Consider the following 24,763-nt stretch of genomic DNA (forward strand, 5'->3'; position numbering starts at 1 on the left):
ATGCTAGCTTTTTTCTTTTTTACACCGATAAATTACTAACGTTTTTGGATCGCGCCATATACCGTTATGGAGAGATAATTCCTTGTTGATTTCTTCTGTTAGCCATTCTTTCATCTCGGCTTGAAGATACATATTATCGGGTATATTTAGCGATGGAAACATGCTAGAAATATAGTTTACTATTGGGGTAGCATGATGAAAAACGAGCGCCTTATGAATAACTGTTTCTTCAACAGTTGGAAAAACGGATTGTAATATCTCTTTACCGTTTTCTAAACAAAATGGAGTGACTGATGATGTTGTTTTCGGTAAATCAAATGCGTCTAACATGCGGTTACACATTTCAATTATACGAGGTAGTGTATCGTTAGAATTTGTTGTAGCTAAAAGTGAGCCGCCGGGACGAATTACTTTATGTAATCCTTGAATTGTTGTTTCAACGTCTTTCACATGGTATAACATATGTCTTGCAATTATTAGGTCATAACAATTTGTTTCAAAAGGAAGTTTATTAGCATCCCCTCGTTTCCATTCTATTAAGTTATTCGTCTTAGCAGCTTGAGCAAGCATAGCTTCGGATTGATCCAACCCGGTTAATGGGCCTTTATGACCATTTGTTTGTAAAAGGGAAAGGAATTTTCCACTAGCGCACCCAACCTCTAATATGCTTTCTTCCCCTTGAAGTTGTAAATGTTCAATAACGATTTCATCTAAATTCACTTGTTTTTCTTCGTAATGTTTATGCGTATCGATACGTGTTTGTAAATTGTTACTGACGCTATATTGCCGTTTTACATCATTCATTTTTTCACATTCCACCTTCGTGCAAAATTGCTGAATCGCATGTGTTAATACGTCGGTTTTCTTTAAACCTTCATATTGAAGTGCAGATTCAAACCTTTCAAGTAATTTTTCTTCAATTCGAAAATGAATATCTTTTCGCTTCGTCATTGAAATATCGCCCCTTTGCATCTGTTAGTGAGACTATAGCACGTCTGAAAAATTTGTGTAAATCATTTGTGTACACAAATGGAGGAGATGAAAAAAATGTTTGAATGTGAGTTTAAACTATTGACGATTTAACCGTTTTCATATATTCTTAAATTAAGAAATATTCAAATAATTAAAAGAAATGAGAGAGTCACATGCTTCTCCAAGGAACACATCGAATTGGTCGTATGGCCATGTTGTTGGCACTTGCGCATGAGAATGAAAGCCCTGTATTATCTATTCCAAAAGGTTGGAAGTATTGTACGGGGAAAGTGGGTTCGATGAATTCGCAAAAAGTTGTAGCAGCAATGGAAACAGCGGCTAAGAGCAACCAAGTTATTGAAACAGATGTTTACAGAGAAACACATGCACTTTATCATGCAATTATGGAAGCATTGTACGGAGTGACGAGAGGTCAAATTCAGTTAGCAGACGTTCTTCGTACAGTAGGACTTCGATTTGCGATTGTGCGCGGTAGACCATACGACGGAAAAAAAGAAGGCGAATGGGTTGCTGTTGCGCTATATGGAACGATTGGTGCACCTGTAAAAGGATCTGAGCATGAGGCGATTGGTTTAGGAATTAATCACATATGATTTGCCCATAGTCTATTAGTTAGAAGGGGGCCTTACTTTTTTAGGACAGAAGTCTGTCTTAAAAAGATAAGGTCCCCTTTTGCCTTTTTAAGGAGGAAAAAAAGAATGATTACGTTAACAGGACACACATTGACAATTGAAGAAATGAAGAGATTGTTACTTGAAGGGGAAGGTGTAACAGCCTGTCCAACTAGTATGCAAAAGGTGGCGGAGTGCCGCGAAGTTGTTGAGAAAATTGTCGAGGACGGAAAAGTCGTTTATGGTATTACAACTGGATTTGGAAAGTTCAGTGATGTGCTTATTCAAAAAGATGATGTAAAGGCACTTCAACACAATTTAATTCAGTCACATGCATGCGGTATAGGCGATCCATTCCCTGAAGAAGTATCACGCGGTATGTTAATTTTACGAGCGAACACGATGCTTAAAGGAGTATCTGGTGTTAGACCGCTTGTTGTAAATATGCTTCTTGAGTTTGTAAATCGTAAAATTCACCCAGTTGTCCCGCAACAAGGTTCACTTGGTGCAAGTGGAGATTTAGCACCTTTATCTCATCTCGCTCTCGTATTATTAGGCGAAGGTGAAGTGTTCTATAAAGGGAAACGCGTTCATGCAATGGTTGCTCTTACAGAAGAAGGGCTTGAGCCAATTGAACTTGAAGCGAAAGAAGGTCTTGCGTTAATTAATGGTACGCAGGCGATGACAGCACAAGGAGTTCTTTCTTATATAGAGGCAGAAGCAACGGCGTATCAAGCTGAACTAATTGCTTCGATGACAATTGAAGGGTTACAAGGCATTATTGATGCATTTGATGAAAATGTTCATAAAGCACGTGGTTATAAAGAGCAAGTAGATGTAGCAAGCAGAATTCGTGACATTCTTCATGATAGTAAGTTAACAACAAAACAAGGAGAACTACGTGTACAGGATGCCTATTCACTTCGCTGTATCCCGCAAGTACACGGTGCTTCTTGGCAAGTTTTGAATTATGTGAAAGAAAAATTAGAAATTGAAATGAATGCAGCAACGGATAATCCGCTAATCTTTGATGGCGGAGAAAAAGTAATTTCGGGCGGGAATTTCCATGGTCAACCGATTGCGTTTGCGATGGACTTCTTAAAAGTAGGAATGGCGGAACTTGCAAATATTTCGGAGCGTCGTATTGAGCGTTTAGTAAATCCGCAATTAAATGATTTACCTCCATTTTTAAGTCCAGAACCAGGACTTCAGTCTGGTGCAATGATTATGCAGTATGCAGCAGCATCACTTGTTTCTGAGAATAAAACGTTAGCACATCCAGCGAGTGTAGATTCAATCCCGTCGTCAGCTAACCAAGAAGATCATGTAAGTATGGGAACAATTGCTTCACGCCATGCACATCAAATTATTCAAAATGCAAGACGTGTTCTTTCAATTGAGATGATTTGTGCAATGCAAGCAGCAGAATATCGTGGTATTGAAAACATGAGTACAGTGACGAAGAGCTTCTACCATCAAGGTCGTCAGCAAGTACCTTCTATTACAAATGACCGTATATTCTCAACGGATATTGAAAATATTGCGCATTGGTTAAAAACGAATTATTCGATAAAAGAAAGATTAGATGTAAACGCAGCACTATAAAATGAGAAAAGGGAGAGATTGAAATGGAAAAAGTACAACAAACAATTCGCGCGCCAAGAGGTACAGAGTTACAAACGAAAGGGTGGGTGCAAGAAGCTGCACTTCGTATGTTAATGAACAATTTAGATCCTGAAGTTGCTGAAAAACCAGAAGAATTAGTTGTATATGGCGGAATTGGCCGTGCAGCTCGTAACTGGGAAAGCTACAATGCAATTGTAGATTCATTAAAAACGTTAGAAAGCGATGAAACGTTACTTGTTCAATCAGGAAAACCAGTTGCCATTTTTAAATCACATGAAGATGCACCGCGCGTTCTGTTAGCGAACTCAAACTTAGTACCAAAATGGGCGAATTGGGATCACTTCCGAGAACTAGAGAAAAAAGGACTTATGATGTACGGACAAATGACAGCTGGTAGCTGGATTTACATTGGAACACAAGGGATTCTACAAGGAACATATGAAACATTTGGTGAGGCAGCTCGTCAACATTTCGATGGTTCATTAAAAGGTACATTAACACTTACTGCTGGTTTAGGTGGTATGGGTGGTGCACAACCTCTTGCTGTAACGATGAATGGCGGTGTTGTCATTGCTATTGATGTAGATAAGCGCAGCATCGATCGTCGTATTGAAAAGAGATATTGTGATAAGTATACAGAATCATTAGAAGAAGCATTGGCTATTGCAAACGAGTATAAAGAGAAGAAAGAGCCTATTTCAATTGGATTATTAGGTAATGCAGCAGAAATTTTACCTGAGTTAGTAAATCGTAATATTATCCCTGACTTAGTTACGGACCAAACATCTGCTCATGATCCATTAAACGGTTATATTCCAGTAGGTTATACGTTAGAAGAGGCAGCGAAACTTCGTGAAGAAGACCCAGAACGTTACGTACAATTATCAAAAGAAAGTATGACAAAGCACGTAGAAGCAATGCTTGCGATGCAAGAAAAAGGCGCAATTACATTTGATTATGGAAATAACATTCGCCAAGTTGCTTTCGATGAAGGTTTGAAAAATGCTTTCGATTTCCCAGGATTTGTTCCAGCATTTATTCGTCCATTATTCTGTGAAGGAAAAGGACCATTCCGCTGGGTAGCTCTTTCTGGTGATCCAGAAGATATTTATAAAACAGATGAAGTAATTTTACGAGAATTCGCTGACAATGAGCATTTATGTAACTGGATTCGTATGGCGCGTCAACAAGTGGAGTTCCAAGGGCTTCCATCACGTATTTGTTGGCTAGGTTACGGTGAGCGTGCGAAGTTTGGCCGCATCATTAATGAAATGGTGGCAAATGGTGAATTATCAGCACCGATCGTTATTGGTCGTGACCATTTAGATTGCGGTTCAGTAGCATCTCCAAACCGTGAAACAGAAGCGATGAAAGACGGTAGTGATGCAGTAGCAGACTGGCCAATTTTAAATGCATTAATTAATAGTGTAAACGGTGCGAGTTGGGTATCTGTTCACCACGGTGGCGGCGTTGGTATGGGTTATTCACTTCACGCTGGAATGGTTATTGTTGCAGATGGAACAGAAGCAGCAGCAAAACGTATTGAGCGCGTATTAACTTCTGACCCTGGTATGGGTGTTGTTCGTCACGTTGATGCAGGATATGACTTAGCAGTGGAAACTGCGAAAGAAAAAGGCGTTAACATTCCAATGATGAAATAAGGGGGAGAAAACATGCTGGACACTTTACTAATAAATATCGGTCAATTACTAACAATGGATCAAGAAGATGGCTTGTTAAGGCGGGAAGCGATGAACATGCTTCCTGTTATCGAAAACGGTGTGGTTGGAATTGAAAATGATGTAATCACTTTCGTTGGAACAGCGGAAGAAGCGAAAGGACTTCAGGCGAAAGAAGTTATTGATTGCGGCGGGAAAATGGTTTCTCCTGGTCTTGTTGATCCGCATACTCATCTTGTATTTGGTGGATCTCGCGAAAATGAAATCGCACTAAAATTACAAGGAGTTCCGTACTTAGAAATTTTAGAACAAGGCGGAGGTATTCTTTCAACTGTAAATGCAACGAAACAGGCGTCGAAGGAAGAACTTGTTCAAAAAGCGAAATTCCATTTAGACCGTATGCTATCTTTCGGAGTTACTACTGTAGAAGCGAAGAGCGGTTACGGATTAGATGATGAGACGGAATGGAAACAATTAGAGGCAACAGCACAATTACAAAAAGAGCATCCGATCGATTTAGTTTCCACATTTTTAGGTGCTCATGCAGTTCCGAAAGAATATAAAGGTAGATCGAAAGAATTTTTACAATGGATGTTAGACTTATTGCCAGAAATGAAAGAGAAGCAATTAGCGGAGTTCGTTGATATTTTCTGTGAAACAGGTGTGTTCTCTGTCGAAGAATCAAAAGAGTTTTTATTAAAAGCGAAAGAGCTTGGCTTTGATGTGAAAATTCATGCGGATGAAATAGACCCTCTTGGTGGTGCGGAAGCAGCGGCAGAAATTGGTGCAGCATCAGCGGACCATTTAGTTGGCGCTTCTGATAAAGGGATTGAAATGCTTGCAAACTCGAATACAGTAGCAACATTATTACCAGGAACAACTTTCTATTTAAATAAAGAAAGCTTTGCTCGTGGTCGTAAAATGATTGATGAAGGTGTTGCAGTTGCGTTAGCTACAGACTTTAACCCAGGTAGCTGTCCAACTGAAAATATTCAGCTTATTATGAGCATTGCGATGCTAAAACTGAAAATGACACCAGAAGAAGTGTGGAATGCCGTAACGGTTAACTCATCATATGCCATTAACCGTGGTGATGTAGCTGGGAAAATTAGAGTTGGTCGTAAGGCAGATTTAGTTTTATGGGATGCTTATAATTATGCTTACGTACCGTATCATTACGGCGTAAGTCATGTGAATACAGTATGGAAGAATGGTAATATTGCATATACAAGAGGTGAACAATCGTGGAGCACGGCCACTATTTAAAGAAGAATGCAAAGTTTATTGATCGTGAAGTGACAAAATGGAGTGAGATAATTAAAGATTGGGAGGAAGGCGTAGAAATATTCGGTGCTGCCTTAATTGGAGCACCCCTTTCTAAGCCATCTATTAGTCATTCAGGAGCAAGTTTTGCTCCAAAAACAATTCGTGCGATGTTAGATGCATATAGTACGTACGCAATTACAGAAGAACACGATATGAAAGAAAGTGTCTTATATGATTGCGGCGATATCACGATGCATGTGACGGATATAAAAGAAAGTCATAACCGAATTGCGAAAACAGTTGGTCATGTAACGAAAGTAAATCCGAACATGATACCAATCGTTCTTGGTGGTGACCACTCGATTAGTTTTCCGAGTATAACAGGCTTTACAAACAGTAAAGGAAAGGTCGGGATTATTCAATTTGATGCTCATCATGATTTACGTAATTTAGATGGTGGAGGCCCGTCAAATGGTACACCATTCCGTAGTTTATTAGAAAATGATGTCATTACAGGGAAACAACTTGTTCAAATTGGAATTCGTAATTTTTCTAACGCACGTGCGTACCATGAATATGCAATAGAGCATGGCGTAACAGTGTATACAATGAAAGACGTACGAGAGCGAGAAATAAAAGATATTATCACGGAAAGTATTGAAGTATTAAGAAAACAAGGTGTGACTTCTATTTATATTTCTCTTGATATGGATGTACTAGACCAAGCGTTTGCACCAGGTTGTCCAGCAATTGGGCCTGGTGGAATGGATAGTACGACTTTACTAGATGCGATTGAATTCCTGGGTAAAGAACCGCTCGTTCAAGGAATGGATATAGTAGAGATTGATCCAACTCTTGATTTTAGGGATATGACGAGCCGAGTAGCTGCGCAAGTAATTATGAGTTTTCTTTTAGCGAGGGAAACAATTAGTAAGCGGGTTAGTATATAGACGGAAAAGTAGATCTTTATCTATGCATTATCAAAAACACATTACTACTCAAAAGTAGTAATGTGTTTTTATGTTAAAAGAGAATGAATGTGTATGGAACCGTTAATAAAATTGCGGGTTGTTATAGTGTATTGTGTAAATTTAATTTCTTGCTTCTGAAGTGTTGACTTGTAAAATAATTTTATGATAAAATAAAATTTTTGCTAAAAAACTAAAAGTATGTTAAGCTTGAGAAGGTTACCATATATGGAGGTGGATTATTTGTTTCAAATTGGCGATAACATTGTTTATCCAATGCAGGGAGCAGGTATAATTAAAGCCATAGAAGAGAAGGAAATCTCAGGAGAAAAACAACAGTATTATGTTATAAAAATGTCGGCTAGTAATATGGAACTAATGATTCCAGCAGGGAGAATATCGAATTCGAATATACGACCAGTTACGGATATAACCGCATTAGTACACATAATGGATATTTTTCAACATGGGGAGTCAGATAGATTACTTACGTGGAAACAAAGGTATAAATTGAACACTGATAAAATAAAGACGGGTAAAATGCAAGAAGGTGCTGAAGTTGTGCGTGATTTAATGCGTATACAGAAAGAAAAAGCACTTAATGCAAGCGAAAAGAAGATGTTAGATAACGCATATGAATTTTTGATTAGTGAGCTGGGATTAATTGAAGGTATCACAGAAAATCAGATAAAAAGCTTTTGTTAAGGTTCATTACAAATAATGTATTATATCCCAAAAAAGATCTTGAATTTTTTGGGAACATAATTATAGAAAATTTATCATTTCAAAGACATTCAACTCTTTCACACCACTTTTAGAGCATTACCTCTATTGTTATTACTACAATCAAATCCATTTTTATTTTTTAATTTCATTTATGAATGTTCGAAGTTTAATTGAATACTTCGATAAAATAGTTACTTGATTTTTGCAATCCTGATTCACACTGGCACGGACGAGGAGCCGTAAGGATGAAAGAGAGGTAGGGCTTTCATTGTTTTAGGTATATAAGTTATTATTTTTAGAAGAATACTGAACCATATTCACTTCTATTGATAAGGTATTTTTTATATTAAAGAGATAAATGAATTGACAACCATATATGTTCAACAAAAAAGGTTTCCTTCTAAGGAAACCTTTTTAATATTATTTATAGCATTTTATTTTTTTTTATATTCGAATTTTTTATTGTAAAGTCGTAAAAATTGACGTTACTATCTAAAAGTAAGTATGATGCGATTATAGTAAGATTTTTTAGGGGGAAGAAAGATGACAAGTTCAAGTAATAAAGCAGCGAGTATTTATGAAGGAACAAATGTAAACGCTGGGGGATCTTTTGAAAACGTTGAAGAAACAAAGTTGTTTGATCCAATTCAAATTGGAGCTTGGTCTCTTCGTAATCGTATAGCAATGGCACCAATGACAAGATGCTTTGCAGATAATGAGACTGGAGCAGTGGGTGCTGATGTAGTGGAATACTATAGAAAGCGTGCTGCTGACGGAGTTGGATTAATTATTACAGAAGGAATTGTCATTAGTCCAAGAGCGAAAGGGAATCCAGGAGTACCAGGAATTTATACACAAGAACAAATCGATTCTTGGAAACCTGTTACAGAGGCAGTACATAAAGAAGGCGGGACGATTATTGCTCAAATATGGCATGTTGGGCGTATGAGTCATCATGAAATAATTGGTGGACAAATGCCGCAAGCACCATCTGCTATCGCTGCAGAGGGAAATGTTCCACGTTTTCGTAAACCGTTTGATACGCCAGAAGCAATGACGTTAGAAGAAATACAAGAAGTGATTGGTCAATACGCACAAGCTGCGAAAAATGCAATCGAAGCTGGATTTGATGGAGTAGAAATTCACGGTGCACACGGATATTTAATTGATCAATTTACGTATGAGTCTGCGAATAAGCGAACAGATAAATATGGCGGTAATTTAAAACAAAGGTTAACGTTTATGAAAGAAGTAACGGCTGCTGTAATAGAAGCTGTTGGAGCTAATAAAACACTTCTTCGCTTCTCTGCTTTCAAAGGTGATAATCCTACTTATATGTGGGAAAATCCTGAGCTTGCAATTGAAACGTTCGTAAATATGTTCAAAGAAGTTGGATTAACGATGATCCATCCTTCAACGATGAATTATACGCAAGGAATTGCTGACGGAAAGAATTTTCATCAACTAGTAAGAAAATATTGGGATGGTACAATTGTTGGGGTTGGTAATTTAAATCCGAAAGAGGCCGAAGAAGCGTTGCAAGAAGGAACGATTGATGTAGTGGCATTCGGCAGACCGTTAATTGCTAATCCAGACTTTGTTCATCGAATTAAACATGCTGAAAGTTTAGTTGAATATGACGCGAAAGAGCATCTTGTTACGTTAGTATGAATAAAGATAAAAGGAGAACACATCGAGTGTTCTCCTTTTATTATGGGATTTTATAGGGGGAAGCGGGATGAGTGAAACGCTACTCGTTATTATTAGTATATTACTATTTTTAATGTTGCTTTTAATCGTCTTTTTTATCATTACATTTTTTATAAAAAAACGAACACATCATTCTATTTTAAAGTTACATCCATACTTAGGAAGAATGCGCTACTTACTGGAAAAGATAGGGCCTGAATTTCGACAATATTGGTTTGATCATGATACGGATGGAAAGCCTTTCTCACGTTATGATTTTCAAAGTGTTATGTTTTTAGCGAAATATCGCTCTGAAATACTTGGTTTTGGATCAAAACGAGATTTTGAAGCTTCTGGCTATTATATTGCTAATACATTATTTCCGATATTGACTGAGGAATTAAGTGTGAATCTCACGCAAGAGCGAGAAGGTAAAAAGTACGTGATTCATAAAGAAGGGTTATTTTCAAGAAGAGAAAAATTGACAGCGGATACAACGAATCTTTGGCTGTACGAAGAAGATGATGCAATTATAGTCGGTGAGAACCGTAAATATCCGTGGAAGCTACATGGTATGTTTGGTGCATCTGCGACTTCTTACGGCGCGATTGGAGAAAATTATATTTTAGCGAGTGGTTTTGGAGCAAAAATGGCAGGCGGATCGTGGATTAATACTGGTGAAGGTGGCGTTATTCCAGAACATTTACATACAGGAGCAAATATCCTTGCGCAAATTGGTCCAGGGTTATTTGGATACCGCGATGAGGACGGTAATTTTTCAATGGGAAAATTCAGGGAGAAAGCAAAAGAAAGTAATATTAGAGCATTCGAATTGAAATTTGGGCAAGGTGCTAAAATACGTGGTGGTCATCTAGAGGGACAAAAAGTAAATGAGAAAATTGCTTCTGTTCGCAACGTCAGAAAGGGAGAGACGATTAATTCACCGAATCGATTTTCATTTTTAAAGAATGCAACGGATACACTTTGTTTTATTCAACAGTTGCAAGAAAGCGGCGGTAAACCAGTTGGAATGAAAATTGTAATTGGTCAGCAGGAGCCTTTGGAAGATTTATTTAAAACGATGAAAGAGTTAAATATCTATCCAGATTTCATTACAATTGATGGTTCAGAAGGTGGATCAGGAGCGACGTATAAATCGATGGCAGATAGTATGGGAATGCCGCTTATTCCAGCGTTACTGACATGTATTGATACAGCGAATCATTATGGTGTTCGGGACAAATTCAAAGTGTTTGCATCGGGGAAATTAATCACACCAGATAAAGTGGCGATTGCTTTAGCGATTGGAGCGGATGCTGTAAGTTCAGCCCGCGGATTTATGATGGCAAGCGGCTGTATTATGGCCCTTCAATGTAATTCTGGCCAATGTCCATCTGGTGTAGCCACGACGAATCCGCATTATCAAAAAGCGTTAGATCCGTATGAGAAGAAGTGGCGAGTCATGAATTATATTATTAGTATGAGATATAGTTTATTTTCATTAGCAGCGGCAGCGGGAGTAAAGAGCCCGCGCCATTTAACTAGAGAGCATATTGTGTTTAAAGACGAGATGGGGAGAGTAGTTCCTCTTTCGGAATTGTTTCCTATAGTAAATCAAATCTAAAAGTATATTTGATATGTAAGATTTTTCAGAGGAATAATCATATTGTTTGGAAAAATTAGGAGTATAATAGGGAAGTGTTTTTAAAAATGACTATTTTTAGGGAGAGATTCACTTGCAGCAAGGTTCGTACAGTATTACAATTTTTTTACTCGTCATAGGGCTCGTTATATTTAGACGCATGCGTTCTATGAATCGACCAATTAAAAATAAAGGAAGACGATTACTATTGCCATTATTCTTCTTATTACCAGGTTTTTCTTTATATGCTGCACCGATACAACTTGTTGGTTGGCAAATTGGTATAGCTGCTGGGATCGGTCTGTTATTGTCAATTCCACTTATTATTTTAAGTGGGTATGAAGTTAGAGAAGATGGCCAAATTTATGCGAAAAAAAGTATCGCTTTTATTGCTACATTTTTAGTTATCGTTCTTTTACGTGCTTATTTTAGAAGACATTTACAAGGTTTAGATCCAAAGTCAATTGGCATTCTTTTCTACACTCTTGCGGTTTGTTATATAGTACCCTGGCGTATTGGATGCTATATGAAATTTCGTAAAGTATATGTAGAGAAAGAGAAAATTGAGATGTCAATAAGCTAAAAGTCATACATTTGTATGGCTTTTTCTTTTAAAATTTATCGGGTAAACGAATGAAAATAAGGTGTGAAAAAAACATTGTTTAATTTTCTGAATATTTTTACTTAAATTTCTTGAAAAATCATTGTAATCCACTGGGATAAAGGCGTTTATAAAGGTTTTCACATGTAATGAAAAGTGCTCGTTCACTTGAAAGAACAAAAAATGTTTGTTAAGGTAGGGAACCATAAGCGAATACAAGAAAATAGAAAAAGTCATTTTTCGAAATTTTGAATGGCTTATGGGCTAAGGGAGAGATTTGGTGAAGATTGAAATTATGGTTTCGCTTGCTATTTATATGGCAGGTATGTTGTATATCGGATATTGGTCTTATAAGAAGACATCCGATTTATCAGATTATATGTTAGGCGGAAGAGGACTCGGTCCAGCAGTTACAGCTTTATCAGCTGGTGCTTCTGACATGAGTGGTTGGATGCTAATGGGATTACCTGGTGCGATGTATGCAACAGGATTATCAAGTGTATGGATTGCGATAGGTTTATTAATAGGTGCTTATGCAAACTATTTAATCATTGCCCCGCGTTTACGAACGTATACAGAAGTGGCAAATGATTCAATTACGATTCCAGACTTTTTAGAAAATCGGTTTAAAGATCGTACGAAAATACTTCGTTTTGTCTCCGCTATCGTCATTTTAGTATTTTTCACATTTTATGCGTCGGCTGGTTTAGTTTCAGGTGGACGTTTGTTTGAAAATTCTTTTAACCTGGATTATAAAATTGGTTTATTTGTAACAGTGGGTGTCGTTGTTGCGTATACACTATTTGGTGGTTTTCTAGCCGTAAGTTGGACGGACTTTGTGCAAGGGTGTATTATGTTTATTGCGCTTGTACTAGTGCCAATTGTTGCTTTTACGGATGTCGGTGGTGTAACAGAAACATTCAATACGATTAAGCAAGTTGATGCATCACATTTAGATATGTTTAAAGGGACTACAATACTTGGTATTATTTCATTTTTAGCATGGGGTCTTGGGTATTTTGGTCAACCACATATTATTGTCCGCTTTATGGCAATTACCTCTATTAAAGATTTAAAAACTTCTCGTAGAATCGGTATCGGTTGGATGACGATTTCAATTATAGGTGCAATGCTTACTGGTCTAATTGGTATCGCTTATTATGCTAAAAATAATGCGACATTACAAGACCCAGAAATGGTCTTTGTAACATTCTCAAATATTTTATTCCATCCATACATTACAGGATTTTTATTATCAGCTATTTTGGCTTCGATTATGAGTAGTATTTCCTCACAATTACTTGTTATTTCAAGTGCAGTAACGGAAGACTTTTATAAAACATTTTTCCGTCGTAACGCAAGTGACAGAGAACTTGTATTTATCGGTAGATTATCAGTATTAGTAGTAGCTATGATCGCAGTTGTTTTAGCGTATCATCCAAGTGATACAATTTTAACACTTGTAGGTTATGCCTGGGCTGGATTTGGTTCAGCATTCGGACCAGCTATTTTATTAAGTTTATATTGGAAAAGGACGAATAAGTGGGGCGTTCTTGCAGGTATGATTGTTGGTGCAGTAGTTGTTATAGCATGGGTACAAATTCCAAGTTTAAAAGCGACTATGTATGAAATGGTACCTGGATTCTTCTGTAGTTTATTAACTGTTATCGTTGTAAGTTTATTAACGAAAGAACCCGTTAAGGCAGTTCATCGTGAATTTAATGAGATGGAAGCAGTGCTGGAAGAGGAAACGAAATAATTAGCGAAGAGAGTAGACGAAACTGGCGTTTACTCTCTTTTTATTTAAAATGAAAATACGGAATTCGTTTACAACTAAAAGTAAGTAACTTATAATAAATTTGAGTTCAAGATAATTTATGTTACGAATACAGATTTTAAATAGAGTAAATATTTTTTGAGAATTATCTCGAATTTGAGATGATTTTGATAAAGTAGACATTCAAGTGTGATATTATAATTAATATCTCGAATTCGAGATAAGATTATAATGACGGATTTTACTTTTCAGTATGGACAAAATGAATAATGAATTTTAATGAATAAAAGTTTTTAAAATGAAATAAAAAGGGGCGGAGAAAATGACAAAGAAAACGATGGGAATTCACCACATTACAGCAATCGTAGGACATCCACAAGAAAATGTAGATTTTTATGCTGGTGTATTGGGGTTACGTTTAGTGAAACAAACAGTGAATTTTGATGATCCAGGTACGTACCATCTTTATTTTGGAAATGAAGGAGGAAAGCCTGGAACAATTATTACGTTTTTCCCATGGGCAGGTGCTCGTCAAGGTATTATTGGAGATGGTCAAGTAGGAATTACGTCTTACGTTGTACCAAAAGGTGCAATGGAGTTTTGGGAAAATAGATTAGAAAAATTCGATGTTTCGTATACAAAAATGACTCGTTTTGGAGAACAGTATTTAGAATTTGATGATCCGCATGGTTTGCATATAGAATTAGTTGAAAGAGAAGAAGGCGAATTAAATAATTGGAGTTTTGGAGAAGTTACACCAGAAGTAGCAATTAAAGGGTTTGGAGGTGCTGTTCTTTTATCTGCACAGCCTCAAAAAACAGCTGAATTGTTAGAACATATTATGGGTCTTGAGAAAATTGGAGAAGAGGGTGAATTTGTTCGATTCCGTTCTTCTGCTGACATTGGAAATATTATTGATTTGAAATTATCAACAATCGGTCGTGGCCAAATGGGCGTTGGCACAGTTCATCATATTGCTTGGAGAGCGAGTGACGATGCAGATCAGCTAGACTGGAAAGAGCATATGACTCGTTTTGGATATCACGTAACTCCTGTACAAGACCGAAATTATTTTAACGCGATTTATTTTAGAGAACATGGTGAAATCTTATTTGAAATTGCAACAGATCCTCCTGGTTTCGCTCATGATGAATCGTTAGAGACGATGGGTGAGGAATTAAAGTTACCGGAACAATATGAACAACATAGAAAACAGATTGAACAAACGCTTTTACCATTTGAAGTGAGAAATTTAGATTAAAGTGATTGAAGGGGGAAAAGGATTATGATGAAACATGTTTTTCAAAAAGGAAAAGATACGTCAAAACCAGTGTTGTTATTACTTCATGGCACAGGTGGTAATGAATTAGATTTACTATCACTTGCAGAAATAGTTGATCCGGAAGCGTCGGTATTAAGCGTTAGGGGAAATGTGTTAGAGAATGGGATGCCGCGTTTCTTCCGCCGATTAGCAGAAGGCATTTTTGATGAAGAGGATTTAATTTTCCGTACGAAGGAATTAAATGAATTTTTAGATGAAGCGGCTAAAGAATATAAATTCGATAGAAATAACATTGTAGCTATCGGTTATTCGAATGGGGCAAATATCGCAGCAAGCTTATTATTCCATTACGAAAATGCATTGAAAGGTGCTGTGCTTCATCACCCAATGGTACCAAGAAGAGGAATGCAATTAGCAAATTTAGCAGGGAAATCTGTGTTTATTGCTGCTGGGACAAATGACCCAATTTGTTCATCAGCAGAGTCCGAGGAATTGAAGGTACTATTAGAAAATGCAAACGCGAATGTAACAATACATTGGGAAAATCAAGGGCATCAATTAACGATGGGTGAAGTAGAAAAAGCAAAAGAGTGGTATGACAAAGCATTTTAAAAAAGAAGCATCTGCTAACGATTAGCAGATGCTTCTTTTTTATTTAAGACTGGATTGCAAGATGAGATGAAGAAAGTGGTAGCTCAATATCAACAATCGTACCTTTATTTAATTCGCTTGAAATGTGTAATTTACCATGATGTTCTTCAATTATTTTGTAACACATCATTAATCCTAGTCCTGTGCCTTTTTCTTTTAAACTATAAAAAGGTTCGCCTAGACGGGAGATACGATCTTCTGGAATGCCACAACCTTCATCGATAATTCGTATTAAGATGAAATTATCCTCTAATGGTTTTGTTTGAATGAAAATATTTCCGCCATTTGGCATCGCTTCTATCGCATTTTTTAATATGTTTATAAAAACTTGTTTTAATTGGTTACCGTCACATTGAATATCATATACGTAATCAAAATGATCCATGATGATATGAACGCTATGCATAATTGCAGTCGGTAAAATAAATGTAACTACCTCTTCAATTAAAGTTTGTATGTTACAAGTTTGGATAGATAATACTTGTGGCTTAGACATCGCCATAAATTGACTTGTGATGGATTCCATTTGTGAAATCTCACTTAACATAACATCGATATACCATTTTTGCTCCTCATTTATTTCAGGGAGGAGCAACGTTAGAAAACCTTTTAGAGAAGTGAGTGGATTTCGAATTTCATGGGCAATTCCAGCTGTCAGTTGTCCGACTACTGCGAGCTTCTCAGATTTTCGTAATAACTTTTCAGTTTCTTTTAGCTCAGTAACATCTCTCCCCATCACGATAAGACCTTTGCGAGAACCGTCAGGATGATAAAGCGGGACTTTTGATATACTTAAGATTAGATCGAAATCATCTCTATGTATAATAAATTCCTCGCCATGAAGAATTTGTCTTTGTTGCCATGCTAGTTCATCAATTTCTTCACAATGTAAAAAAGCTTCTCGGTATGCTTCATTATATTGAATGAGTTCGCTATCTTTTTTCCCATGGTAAGGTACATGATGGAAATTGAAGCAAGAAAGTGCGTAGTCATTTGCCTCAAGCCAGCGCCCTTCATGATCTTTAAATATAACAAAGGCAGGCATGGAGTTTACTAATGTACGTAATCTCTTCTCACTTTCTTTTAGCATATTCTCAATTCTTTCTGATTTTTCAAGCGGCTTCATAATAGCATATACGCCAGTAAGACGATTTTGAACAAAAATAGGAACTAGTTTTGTCACAACATCTAATAAGAATCCATTTTTATGATAAATAGATAAGATATACTCTTGTTGATTATCCGCTTCAGTATTCTTTATATTTTGTAATACTTGCTCAGAAATATGGGCTTCTAAAATAGAGGTAATATTTTTCTGTTCTAATTCTAAAGAAGTGTAACCTAATATTCTTTCGGCAGAAGGATTTATATGTAGAATAACTCCTTCTAAATTTAATGAAATAATACTATCAGGATTGTGTTCGAACAGAGATGCGTACATTTCTGTTAATGAACGATCTTGTATATGGTTTCGCAAACGTCTAGAAATGTTCGGATGACGTTTTTTTTGAGTTGGTGAATATTTTTTACGACTCATAATAGTTCCTCCGTACAAATAGCATCTAAAAAGATTTGTCTATTCATAACTATAATATAGATGTAATGTGTATTTCTATAAAAAATGGAAGTTATAGAATAAATTTTGTTTTTTTTATTTTTTGCAAGGTGAATGCAGGATGTTAATAAGGGGAGCTTATATTGTTTTATAAACCTCTTGTAAGTTACAGACGGCTGTTTTCCGTATAACATTAGGGTAGAGGAGGGGGAGAGAAAATGAAAAATTATATTCAAGGGATTAATCACGTGCAAGTAGCTGCACCTGTAGGGTGTGAAGAAGAGGCGCGTGATTTTTATGGGAATACAATTGGTATGGAAGAAATTCCAAAGCCAGAAAAGTTGAAAAAACGAGGTGGATGTTGGTTTAAATACGGAAATCAAGAAATCCATATTGGTGTGGAGCGGAACTTTACACCAGCTAAAAAGGCTCATCCAGCTTTTTATGTGAATGAAATTAATGAATTTAAGCAAACACTTATAGAGCAAGGTGTTAAAGTGATTGATGATTATGCACGGCCAGATGTAATTCGATTTTACGTGTCAGATCCATTTGGAAACCGAATTGAATTTATGCAAAATAAAGACTAGGTGGATTCCCACCTAGTCTTTAACTTCTTCTGAAAAGTCCTAATACTTCTACAGTTTCTGTAATATTAACGAATGCATTCGGGTCGATTTCAGAAATTGTTAGTTTCATACTTGCTAATTCTTCACGAGAAACGACGGTCATAAGTACACGCTTTTTCTCGCTTGAATAAGCACCTTCGCCATCAAGTAACGTTATTCCACGTACAACAGTTGAAAGAAGTTGTTTTTTCATTTTTTCTGCTTCATTTGTTACAATCATAAGTGTAACTTTACGATGTTTTGTATGAACAGCATCAATTACTTTACCAGTTACATAAATTGAAAGTAAGCTTGTAAGTGCAACATCCCAGGTGAAGAAGAATCCTGCGATTATTACAACGACTGCATTTAAAATAATAAGGAATCCGCCAAGTTTAATGTCTCGCTTGCGGGATAAAAGCATACCGATAATATCAAATCCACCAGTGGATCCATTACAGTTAAAAACAAGACCAATACCAGCTCCGGCGATGACACCTCCGAAGATAGAAGATAACAATGGATCTGTTGCTACGACTTTTACTGGAACGTAGTATAATGCAACAGATAATACAACTACAGAGACAACTGTGTTAAAAATTACTTTTTTTCCAAGACCTATGTACCCTAAAATAAGGATAGGTAAGTTTAATACAAAGTTAATAATGCCTGTGTTTACAGGGGTTACAATTCCTAAAATAATAGCAATTCCGCCAATTCCACTACTTAAAATTTTGTGGGGGATAAGGAAAAGATTAAAGGCAACCGCAATAATAATAGAACCGATAATAACACCAAGGAATCTGACCATTTCTTTCCCGTCCTTCACTGAAAAATTCATATTATTTCAAGATTATATATGATATTGAAAGTTTTGGGTAAAAACAGTTTATTTCGGTAAATTAGATTAATCAAAATAATTTGAGTATTTTATTATTTGAAAGGGGATACAGTTGTGAAGATAAAAACATATCAACAGAAAAGCCCGTTGAAGCAAGAATGTGAGGATTCTTATTTTTGTAATAAAGAAAAAAAGATTTATGGTGTATGTGACGGTGCAACACCACTTGTCCCGTTTGGTGATGAAAATGGACATAATGGAGCATACATCGCTTCGCATTTATTTGCAAGTTATTTTACTTCATTACGAGAGAATCATAGGTTACGATTTGCAGTTGCAAAAGCAAATGAAGCATTGCAAAGCAAAATGTTGGAATATAAAGTAGATACGAGAAAGAAAGATCATTTGTGGTGTACATGTATTGCGGCAGTTCAAATAGATGGTGAGAAAATTGAATATGCGCAGCTTGGGGACTGTATGATTGTCGCAACTTTTCAAAATGGAACGATGCAAGTATTAACGAAAGACACAGTTAAAGGAATTAGTAACCGAGCAAAAAGGAAGAGGGAAGAAGATCGTAAGAAAGGTTTATCTGTCCCGGAGGAACATGTTTTTCAAGATGTTCGAGAACAGTTAAAGTACAATCGTTATCTTGCAAATATGCCAAATGGTTATTCAGTTGCAAATGGAATGAAAGAAGCGATACATTATTTACAACATGGTGAATTACATATAGATGAAGTGAGTGGAATTTTTATTTGTTCAGACGGGTTATTTCACCCAGATTGGCCACTCGAACAAACAGTTGCATATATAAGAAAGAATAGTATAAACGAATATGTAGCAATCATTGAAGAGCTGGAAGGGGAAAAGAGAATAAGACCAGATGATAAAACGATTATTATGATTGATTTTTAAGAGGAGGCAGTTCAAATGGAAATTAAACGTGTCAATCTAACATTTCAAGATGAATTAGTTCCTTTAGAAAAAGTAAACAAACTGATTATTCACCATACAGCTGAAGATGGATGGGACGTGTATAAAACGCATGAATTTCATCAAACTGTAAAAGGGTGGAGTGGGATTGGTTACAACTATTTTATCGAAGAGGACGGAACTGTAGTGGAAGGACGAGGTTTACATATTGGAGCGCATGCGAAAGATCATAACCGCCATACAATTGGGATATGTATGACGGGAAATTTTGATAAATACGATCCAACTCCTGCACAAGTGAATGCATTATATTCTTTATGTAAAATATTTATGAAGCAATTTGCTATAAAGAAAGAGAATATACTCGGTCATAGGGAGTTAGAAGGAGTTACAAAAAGCTGTCCTGGTAATCGTTTTTCTATGGTAGAGTTAAGGAAGATATTATCTTAAATATAGAGGAGTAACAACGATGATGAATATAAAAATACCAAATGATAAAAAAGAAGAGCTTGTAGCACAAATTCAGCAATTTTTCATGGAAGAAGATTTAGATGAAATTGGACGTTTCCAAGCAGAGCGTTTAATAGAAGAGATGATTAAATTAGTTGGACCATTTGCATACAATCAAGCAATTGGAGATGCAAGAAAGCTTGTAAGTGAGAAATTAACTAATATTGAAGAAGATTTATACGTGTTAGAGAAGAATGAAGGAAAATAAAAAAGAGCCGATGGGCTCTTTTTTATTTTTCTTTCTTATGTTCTTTATATTCATGTACTTTTTCTTTCACATTACCAACTGTATCTTTAGCAGTGCCTTTCACCTTATCCCATTTTCCTTCAGCTTGTAATTTCTTATTGTCAGTTACTTTCCCAACAACTTCTTTTACTTCACCCTTTACCTTATCAATAGCACCTTCTACTTTTTCTTTTAAACCATGATCATGTTTAGTCATACATTTCTCCTCCTTGTAGTTTGATTAGAATTCTCTTTTCATAGTGCAAGCTGAATGATGTATCTAGTAATAGCGTAACAAATATAGTTTGAATATTCAAATGATTAATAGGATAGAAAAGAAAGTGTCATAAAATTGTAATGAGAAGAGAAAGAATGTAAATTACATGTCTTTTGCAGTCCATATTGATTTCGTATAAGCAATTTTCATATGGGCACGTTCCATATTATTTTGACTGCTGCTACCGAACTTTGCTTGTCCAACTACTAAGTTACAGTTGGATTCAATAGCCGTCTCTATTCGTTTTTGAATTAATGCAGTATGACAGCCTTTACGCTGAAATTCTGGCAAAGTAGCAGAAGCAGCTAATGATGCAATCCCATTATTTATATACAGGACACCAATACCCGCAGGAGTGTTTTGAACTTCGGCTATGAAAAAATGCCAGCCAGGTTTATTGTAGAGAATTTCGTTATTTTGATGGACGCCATCTTTTGTAAAGGATGGCATGTTAAATCCGCGTACGTATATGTCTGCAAAAATATGAAATTCATTTTCTTTTAGTTCGCGTACTGAAATGTTAGAAGGAAGAAGGGAAGGGTCTTCTCTCGGTATACTATATAAAGCGGTATGGAAGCTGGATTGGTAAAATCCTCTTTGAGATAAGTATTGAAATAATTTGGCTGTACCTTGAGCGGGTGTAATTTCAAAACGACAAGGGATTTGTAGCGATTGATAATAAGAGACGATTTCATCTATCTCATCTGTATTTGTAAATGTAATACCTTTTACCGTATTAAAAGCTGGACCAGCAATTATTTTTGATGAAAAGGCAGTGGCACTCCCGAACTTTTTCATTTGTACTTGCATTGGATTTTCAGCTAATGCTTGTAATGCTTTTAGTCTAGAAGAGAGCATATGTATTTCTGCGTTTTCAATTTCTGTGGCTATATCGAGTGTTATAACAGTAGTCATAAAATTCCTCCATTAATAAATATATTTCATGGTATATATACGATTTTTGTTTTGAGATTCCTGTTGAAATGTGAGAGAATAAGAGGTTTTTTGGAAGGGAAATGGAAGTGAGCTGTCGAAGGGAGTGGAAACAGATTAAAGGTGGTGCTCTCATGAAACAAAAAGCCGTGCAGGCATGCTCTAATTGTGGTTCTCAAAACATAGGAGAAGGTGAGTTTGTCGGATATGCACAAATACGGAAAAAGGAAACGATGTTCACATCTTCACCGGTGGATGCTTATATTTGTACAGATTGCGGGAATATCCTTCTATTAAAAGTACGACATTATGAAAAGTTTAAGCAGAAGCCGTTATGATTATTGGGAAGTGACTTTATTAGAAAAGTTAATAAGAGTAATATTTTACATATATATGAGTATGCCTTATATAAAGAGATGACAACATATACTGTGTGGGATGCTTATTAATCGTTGCACAACATACAAAAAATATATAGAAGAAATTGTGAATTAATATAAGAAAGAAAATTAGCCCTTCTTGGAATATTTCATATCGAAAACTCCTTTAAATGAATAAGGGAGTTTTTATTTTTTTGTAACAATAATTACCTTTAATTGTTATAATTTGTTATTGGAATGAAATGTTTGATTAATGTCATAATCGTAGAAGAAAACTAGCTAAATCGTATGAAAAACCGCTATATAACACAATCGCAACCGTAAGTTGACAAAGTGCAACCGTAGGAAGATAGAGATAGTGACAATGTTTACATACAATTTAGTTAAGAAAACGAAGGGGACACACATATGGAATTTGGTGAGAAGCTTTTTAAATTAAGAAAGGAAAAGGGTCTTTCTCAAGAAGTGTTAGCTGAGAAATTAAAAACAACAAGGCAAGCAGTTAGTAAATGGGAAAACGGTCAAGGATTTCCTGAAACTGAAAAGTTAATAATGATTGGAAAGGTATTTGAAGTATCACTCGACTATTTATTAAAAGAAACTGCTGAGCAAAGTAATGAAAATGTGGAGGGCTATTACGTAAGTCAGGAAATGGCAGAAGGGTATATAGTGTATGGGCAAAAAATTTCTAAATATATTGCGCTAGGATTTAGTTTGCTCATTTTATCTACAATACCGTATTTATTATTTAAAGAAAATGCAACAATTTCGACATTCCTTGTTATTATCATTGCTGTCCTTGGAATTGGAGCAATGATGGTACCTGTAACAATAGAAGAGAGTAGATACAATGTATTAAAAAAAGAAGAACTACTATTTGATCAAAACTTTCTAAAAGAATTGACAAAAAGATATGCGACTATTAAGAAGAAGTATGCGTCAGTAGTGATCGTTGGATTTTGTTTTATTGCAGCAGGAGCGATTCCGTTTTTGTTTGAGAAAAAGCATATAACTTCAGGAGAATTAGTGCAGTATTACCCTTATTGTGTTGTACTTATTGCTATCGGAGTTTATCTTTTTGTACGTGTGTTAGGAGTGTTAGAGACGTATCGGATTTTAGTAGAAAATAAGGAATACAGTAATCGTTTTATTTTTAAATTGAAAAAGAAAGTAAGGAAAAAGGTAGATAGTTTATAAAAAATAAAAAACATGTTTCGAATCAATGTATTCAAAACATGTTTTTTATCGTTCTGAATTATTTCCAAAGAAATAATTCAGAAAATACAGAAAAATGTCGTAATCATTTGTAGAAGTCTGTTATAATGAACGAAAAATGAAAACGCTTTAAAGGGGGATATAACCAATATGATGATGAATGTACCGCTAACAATTAGTTCTATGATGGAAAGAGCAGAAAAACTGTTTTCAAAGAAAGAAATTGTTTCACGGACACATGATACAGTTACGACGTTAACGTATAAGCAGTTAGGTGAAAGGACGAGAAGGCTTTCTAGTGCGTTAAAAAAATTAGGAATTAAAGAAGGCGAGCGTATAGGAACGTTAGCGTGGAATCATCATCGACATGTGGAAGCTTATTTTGCTATTCCTGGTATTGCTTCTGTTTTGCACACAATTAATATTCGTTTATCTCCTCAACATATTTCATACATTATTCAGCACGCAGAAGATCGCATTCTACTTATAGATGAAGATCTCGTACCACTCGTTGAAAATATTCAATCACAATTATCAACTGTACAAGCCTACATTATTATGACTGATAAAGATGAACTTCCAAATACTACGCTAGAACCTGTATATCATTATGAAAAACTATTAGAAGAAGGCGATCCAAATTTCCAATTTGTAAAAGATATTGATGAAAATACACCTGCTGGTATGTGTTATACGTCAGCGACTACAGGGAATCCAAAAGGTGTTGTATATACGCATCGTAGTACTGTACTGCATTGTATGGCACTCGGTTTAGCGGATACAGCTGCTTTATCGGAAAGTGATGCGGCGATGGCAATTGTACCGATGTTCCATGTGAACGCTTGGGGACTTCCTTTTGCAGCTACTTGGTTTGGAACTAAACAAGTTCTGCCAGGACCAATGTTTACTCCAAAAATTTTATTAGAGATGATTCAAGCTGAAAAAGTAACGATAGCAGCAGGTGTGCCGACAATCTGGCTCGGTGTATTACAAGAATTAGAAAATAATAGTTACGATTTATCTAGTATAACGAGAATATTATGCGGTGGTGCTGCTGCACCGAAAAGCGTTATTAAAGCATTTGAACAAAAATATAATGTTCCTTTCGTACATGCATATGGTATGACTGAAACAAGCCCACTCGTAACACTTGCACGTTTAAAAAGTTATGAAACAGAATTATCATATGAAGAGCAATTAGAAATCCGCTCAAAACAAGGATATCTTGTCCCTGGTGTAGAGATGAAAGTAGTCGGTACAAACGGTGAAGTGAAGTGGGATGGTACTGAGATGGGAGAGTTATGTTTACGAGCACCTTGGATTGCTGAAAGCTATTATAACGATGATCGTACTGTCGAAGGATTCCGAGACGGTTGGTTATATACTGGTGATGTTGTTACAGTTGACGAGGAAGGCTGCGTGAAAATTGTTGATCGTACGAAAGATGTTATTAAAAGCGGGGGAGAATGGATTTCCTCAGTTGACCTTGAAAATGCTTTAATGGCACATGATGCTATATTTGAAGCGGCCGTTGTTGCAGTTCCACACCCGCAGTGGCAAGAGCGTCCAGTTGCCTGCGTTGTACAAAAGGCAAATAGCACTGTTACAAAAGAAGAACTATATGAATTTTTAAAACCACAGTTTGCAAAGTGGTGGTTACCAGACGATATTGTATTTATGCAGGAAATTCCGAAAACATCTGTTGGGAAGTTTTTAAAACAGGCGCTTCGGAAAGAACTTGAGCATTTGCATAAGGAGAAATAATTGAAAA

Annotated in this window: 24 protein-coding genes; 19 read left to right on the forward strand and 5 right to left on the reverse strand. The window is 36.1% G+C overall.

Annotated elements, in window-relative coordinates; translation table 11 throughout:
* Window positions 1-3: 3 nt before the first annotated feature.
* Complete coding sequence (locus tag ASE54_RS08445; RefSeq protein ID WP_000166774.1) at window positions 4-951, reverse strand: class I SAM-dependent methyltransferase; 948 nt, start codon at window positions 949-951, stop codon at window positions 4-6.
* A gap of 194 nt (window positions 952-1,145) precedes the next feature.
* On the opposite strand from ASE54_RS08445, the gene hutP reads away from it, so the two are divergent.
* From hutP to ASE54_RS08505, 12 genes are all read left to right on the forward strand, one after another.
* Window positions 1,146-1,586, forward strand: a complete 441-nt coding sequence (gene hutP / locus ASE54_RS08450) for a hut operon transcriptional regulator HutP (protein ID WP_000926524.1) — start codon at window positions 1,146-1,148, stop codon at window positions 1,584-1,586.
* A gap of 105 nt (window positions 1,587-1,691) precedes the next feature.
* Window positions 1,692-3,209, forward strand: a complete 1,518-nt coding sequence (gene hutH / locus ASE54_RS08455; RefSeq protein WP_000631844.1) for a histidine ammonia-lyase — start codon at window positions 1,692-1,694, stop codon at window positions 3,207-3,209.
* 23 nt (window positions 3,210-3,232) lie between these two features.
* Window positions 3,233-4,891 (forward strand): urocanate hydratase, encoded by a 1,659-nt coding sequence (gene hutU, locus ASE54_RS08460; RefSeq protein WP_000416938.1) that lies wholly within the window; start codon window positions 3,233-3,235, stop codon window positions 4,889-4,891.
* Window positions 4,892-4,903: 12 nt separating this feature from the next.
* Window positions 4,904-6,175, forward strand: a complete 1,272-nt coding sequence (gene hutI / locus ASE54_RS08465) for an imidazolonepropionase (RefSeq protein ID WP_000887515.1) — start codon at window positions 4,904-4,906, stop codon at window positions 6,173-6,175.
* On the forward strand, window positions 6,154-7,125 hold the full coding sequence (hutG, locus tag ASE54_RS08470; protein ID WP_000399815.1) for a formimidoylglutamase: 972 nt from the start codon (window positions 6,154-6,156) through the stop codon (window positions 7,123-7,125). The genes hutI and hutG overlap by 22 nt, the downstream gene beginning before the upstream one ends.
* A gap of 261 nt (window positions 7,126-7,386) precedes the next feature.
* Complete coding sequence (locus ASE54_RS08475) at window positions 7,387-7,848, forward strand: CarD family transcriptional regulator (protein ID WP_170264802.1); 462 nt, start codon at window positions 7,387-7,389, stop codon at window positions 7,846-7,848.
* A gap of 564 nt (window positions 7,849-8,412) precedes the next feature.
* Window positions 8,413-9,540 carry an alkene reductase gene (locus tag ASE54_RS08480; protein ID WP_000204597.1) on the forward strand — a complete coding sequence of 376 codons (1,128 nt, stop codon included), beginning with the start codon at window positions 8,413-8,415 and terminating at the stop codon, window positions 9,538-9,540.
* A 67-nt stretch (window positions 9,541-9,607) separates the two neighbouring features.
* Window positions 9,608-11,182, forward strand: a complete 1,575-nt coding sequence (locus ASE54_RS08485; RefSeq protein ID WP_000005159.1) for an FMN-binding glutamate synthase family protein — start codon at window positions 9,608-9,610, stop codon at window positions 11,180-11,182.
* Between the two features lie 112 nt (window positions 11,183-11,294).
* A complete protein-coding gene (locus tag ASE54_RS08490; RefSeq protein ID WP_001183916.1) occupies window positions 11,295-11,783 on the forward strand; it encodes a cytochrome c biogenesis protein CcdC in 489 nt (162 codons plus the stop codon).
* Between the two features lie 298 nt (window positions 11,784-12,081).
* Entirely contained in the window at window positions 12,082-13,560 is a 1,479-nt protein-coding gene (putP, locus tag ASE54_RS08495; RefSeq protein WP_000687593.1) for a sodium/proline symporter PutP, read from the forward strand.
* 340 nt (window positions 13,561-13,900) lie between these two features.
* Entirely contained in the window at window positions 13,901-14,839 is a 939-nt protein-coding gene (locus ASE54_RS08500; RefSeq protein ID WP_000163260.1) for a ring-cleaving dioxygenase, read from the forward strand.
* 24 nt (window positions 14,840-14,863) lie between these two features.
* Window positions 14,864-15,472 carry an alpha/beta hydrolase gene (locus ASE54_RS08505; RefSeq protein WP_000975495.1) on the forward strand — a complete coding sequence of 203 codons (609 nt, stop codon included), beginning with the start codon at window positions 14,864-14,866 and terminating at the stop codon, window positions 15,470-15,472.
* 43 nt (window positions 15,473-15,515) lie between these two features.
* On the opposite strand, the gene ASE54_RS08510 is transcribed toward ASE54_RS08505, so the two are convergent.
* A complete protein-coding gene (locus tag ASE54_RS08510) occupies window positions 15,516-17,048 on the reverse strand; it encodes a BA3702 family sensor histidine kinase (protein ID WP_000087650.1) in 1,533 nt (510 codons plus the stop codon).
* A 236-nt stretch (window positions 17,049-17,284) separates the two neighbouring features.
* Here ASE54_RS08510 and ASE54_RS08515 point away from each other — a divergent pair, with 236 nt between their 5' ends.
* On the forward strand, window positions 17,285-17,656 hold the full coding sequence (locus ASE54_RS08515; RefSeq protein ID WP_000800780.1) for a VOC family protein: 372 nt from the start codon (window positions 17,285-17,287) through the stop codon (window positions 17,654-17,656).
* 19 nt (window positions 17,657-17,675) lie between these two features.
* Here ASE54_RS08515 and ASE54_RS08520 read toward each other — a convergent pair whose 3' ends face one another.
* Entirely contained in the window at window positions 17,676-18,485 is an 810-nt protein-coding gene (locus ASE54_RS08520; RefSeq protein WP_000251344.1) for a YitT family protein, read from the reverse strand.
* Window positions 18,486-18,611: 126 nt separating this feature from the next.
* Between ASE54_RS08520 and ASE54_RS08525 the strand changes: the two genes are divergently transcribed.
* From ASE54_RS08525 to ASE54_RS08535, 3 genes are read left to right on the forward strand one after another with little or no spacing between them, the layout of a single operon-like run.
* Entirely contained in the window at window positions 18,612-19,433 is an 822-nt protein-coding gene (locus tag ASE54_RS08525; protein WP_002162635.1) for a protein phosphatase 2C domain-containing protein, read from the forward strand.
* 15 nt (window positions 19,434-19,448) lie between these two features.
* Window positions 19,449-19,901, forward strand: a complete 453-nt coding sequence (locus ASE54_RS08530; protein ID WP_000403998.1) for a peptidoglycan recognition family protein — start codon at window positions 19,449-19,451, stop codon at window positions 19,899-19,901.
* 19 nt (window positions 19,902-19,920) lie between these two features.
* Window positions 19,921-20,169: a DUF2164 domain-containing protein gene (locus ASE54_RS08535; RefSeq protein WP_000981064.1), complete on the forward strand. Its 249-nt coding sequence runs from the start codon at window positions 19,921-19,923 to the stop codon at window positions 20,167-20,169.
* A gap of 22 nt (window positions 20,170-20,191) precedes the next feature.
* On the opposite strand, the gene ASE54_RS08540 is transcribed toward ASE54_RS08535, so the two are convergent.
* Window positions 20,192-20,404 (reverse strand): CsbD family protein, encoded by a 213-nt coding sequence (locus tag ASE54_RS08540; RefSeq protein WP_000160410.1) that lies wholly within the window; start codon window positions 20,402-20,404, stop codon window positions 20,192-20,194.
* A 162-nt stretch (window positions 20,405-20,566) separates the two neighbouring features.
* On the reverse strand, window positions 20,567-21,379 hold the full coding sequence (locus ASE54_RS08545) for a GNAT family N-acetyltransferase (protein WP_000214258.1): 813 nt from the start codon (window positions 21,377-21,379) through the stop codon (window positions 20,567-20,569).
* 152 nt (window positions 21,380-21,531) lie between these two features.
* Between ASE54_RS08545 and ASE54_RS08550 the strand changes: the two genes are divergently transcribed.
* From ASE54_RS08550 to ASE54_RS08560, 3 genes are all read left to right on the forward strand, one after another.
* On the forward strand, window positions 21,532-21,735 hold the full coding sequence (locus ASE54_RS08550; RefSeq protein WP_000810191.1) for a hypothetical protein: 204 nt from the start codon (window positions 21,532-21,534) through the stop codon (window positions 21,733-21,735).
* Window positions 21,736-22,185: 450 nt separating this feature from the next.
* On the forward strand, window positions 22,186-22,974 hold the full coding sequence (locus ASE54_RS08555) for a helix-turn-helix transcriptional regulator (RefSeq protein ID WP_000394226.1): 789 nt from the start codon (window positions 22,186-22,188) through the stop codon (window positions 22,972-22,974).
* 168 nt (window positions 22,975-23,142) lie between these two features.
* Complete coding sequence (locus ASE54_RS08560) at window positions 23,143-24,756, forward strand: long-chain fatty acid--CoA ligase (RefSeq protein WP_000980195.1); 1,614 nt, start codon at window positions 23,143-23,145, stop codon at window positions 24,754-24,756.
* Window positions 24,757-24,763: the final 7 nt, after the last annotated feature.

It is taken from the genome of Bacillus sp. Root131, from assembly GCF_001429475.1.
GTDB lineage: Bacteria > Bacillota > Bacilli > Bacillales > Bacillaceae_G > Bacillus_A > Bacillus_A thuringiensis_S.